3 protein-coding genes are annotated in these 2198 nt (G+C 55.4%); all 3 read right to left on the reverse strand.

Translation table 11 applies throughout. The features are described 5' to 3' along the window. Positions 1-278: effector-associated constant component EACC1 (locus ACDC66_RS15155; protein WP_376697577.1), on the reverse strand; the 278-nt coding region annotated here is incomplete at its 3' end. Positions 279-375: 97 nt separating this feature from the next. Further along, complete coding sequence (locus ACDC66_RS15160) at positions 376-867, reverse strand: GNAT family N-acetyltransferase (protein WP_376697578.1); 492 nt, start codon at positions 865-867, stop codon at positions 376-378. 556 nt (positions 868-1423) lie between these two features. Beyond that, complete coding sequence (locus ACDC66_RS15165; RefSeq protein ID WP_376697579.1) at positions 1424-1696, reverse strand: hypothetical protein; 273 nt, start codon at positions 1694-1696, stop codon at positions 1424-1426. Positions 1697-2198: the final 502 nt, after the last annotated feature.

Below are 2198 nucleotides of genomic sequence, written 5' to 3' on the forward strand. Positions count from 1 at the left end.
AGCAACTCTTCGACCTTATCTACAGACGCACCTTCCAAATGAAAACTTTGGCCATTTTCGAGGGTTAGGATTATCTTCCTACTAGCGCGAGCCCGGATCCACGCAACCAGCACTGAGGCAATTGCCCCTGCAATAGCAGCAGTTTGAGCTACTGTCACCAATGCTCCCGAGGCCACAATCTGACCTGGCTCCAGCGTTTCCTCTTTGTAGGATATATCAGCCTGGTTAAGAGCCTGAAGAAAAGACTTTTCACTATGTTTGAAAAGGACTATGCGCACAGATTCTCCCTTGGCAATTTAACGTCTGAGCTAAGCGGCGCGGCTTTAGCCGCGTCCGGTGGAGGCCCGAAGGGCCGGAACGTACTTGAGCGACTTGTTAGGTAACATTTGGCTGGTCTACCTCGAGCTTCAGTTTCATACCTTCGTGAGAGGGAGCGAATCCTAGCGACTCGTAAAACCGGATGGCTTCAGGACGTTTCTTGTCGGTTGTGAGTTGGACAAGGTGACAACCTCGCTGCTGAGCGCGATTAATCGCCCACGCAAAAAGCTCCCGACCCACTCCTGAGCCACGAAAATTTCGATTTACTCGAACACCCTCAATTGTGGCACGCCACCCGCCTTGATGCGTTATGTATGGAGTGAACGTGATTTGTAGCACCGCCAATATGGCGGCACCTTCTCCTTCAGCGACGACCAACTCATTATTCTGATCCTTGTCGATAGCTTCAAATGCCGCAATGTATGAGGATGGCAAAGGATCAACGAATCTCTCCCGCTCGGAACCCAGCGGGTCGTCCGAGAGCATGCCAACGATCGTTGAAAGGTCACTTTCTCTTGCAGGGCGGACTGAAAGGAAAGGTGTGGTCATTCGGCTTTTTGTTACCTAACGATTTAGCTAAGCGGCGCGCGTAAGCGCGTCCGGTGGAGGCCCGACAGGGCCGGAACGTACTTGAGCGACTTGTTATGTTTCATCATCTACTATTGGCCCGCCGACCGTATCGAAAAGCATAGAATGGCATTCAACTGAGAACCAATTGTCAAATAGCTCAAGGGACCGCTGTCTAGGCCAGAGATCGGGATCGGTATACCAGCCTTCTAGTTCACTTTCAAAAAGGACACTAAAGTTCGTCTCAACCCAACCACGAACGGCCTCGGACGTCTCAGCGTCCTCGTCACTTATCAAGTACACAGGGCGGTCTAAATTGGCGTCTTCGAGGGTAACTTCTTTTGCAGCCGGATTAGGATCGGCAGCATTTATCCACCGAATGGCTGGCTCTTTGTACCGAAGAAGCAGAGCTGCTCTATTCAACAAAGCCAATCTCCTGATCGAAACATAACGATTTAGCTAAGCGGCGCGCGTAAGCGCGTCCGGTGGAGGCCCGTCAGGGCCGGAACGTACTTGAGCGGCTTGTTATGCATTGACCTTAGAAAAAGCCGCCGATCAGGTCAGCGATGGCCCCAAATATTGCCGAAATTCCATCGGCTATGGCCTCGAACACCCCGGCTACTGCCTCAAGAACACCCTCCGCTGCCATGGCAACTGGCGTGGCCAAGCCCACCACGGAGGAAGCTACTGCTGCCAGAGCCAGGATACTTAGCCCCTCTACCAGCATATAAATTACCGAGACAATGGCCACGGTGGCGCAGATGGCGTTGAGGGCTCTGAGGCCGGCGGATCTATTCGTCTTTTCACTCATAATGGATTGCTAGGTCGTTGGATAGAAAATCTGGACGAAATGCATAACGTCTGAGCTAAGCGGCGCGCCTCTGGCGCGTCCGGTGGAGGCCCGGCAGGGCCGGAACGTACTTGAGCGATTTGTTAGCTGTGGAGGCGTCGTTCGCCGCAGCGGCGCCACGGCTGTCGCCCGAAGCCCGCCCCGGCCCTCGATGGGCAGAAACCCGAACGCGGCGGCAGCCTATCCGGGCAGAAGCGGCAGGCACGCGGCCCTCCGGACTGCTCACCAAGAAGCGGCGACGCCTAACCGGGCCAGCGACTCCACGATTGGCAGGTGCCGTGGCGCCCGTGGCACGGCGGGGGCTACCAACTGCCCCATTCTGGCCGTTCACCGATGAAGATCTAGAAATACTCATCCCAACAGCTAACGTTTGCCTTAACCGGCGCGCCCGCAAACCCAGCCCGGCTTTGCCGGCCGCCAGCTTACCCCGCGTCCGGTTGAAGGCTTTGTTATGGCACGGGGT

The sequence above is a fragment of the Wenzhouxiangella psychrophila genome, from assembly GCF_042310375.1.
Classification (GTDB): domain Bacteria; phylum Pseudomonadota; class Gammaproteobacteria; order Xanthomonadales; family Wenzhouxiangellaceae; genus Wenzhouxiangella.

Coding starts and splice junctions, on each gene's coding strand:
- ACDC66_RS15160 (WP_376697578.1), bottom strand. CDS start 867: ATGACCACACCTTTCCTTTCAGTCCGCCCTGCAAGAGAAAGTGACCTT.
- ACDC66_RS15165 (WP_376697579.1), bottom strand. CDS start 1,696: ATGAGTGAAAAGACGAATAGATCCGCCGGCCTCAGAGCCCTCAACGCC.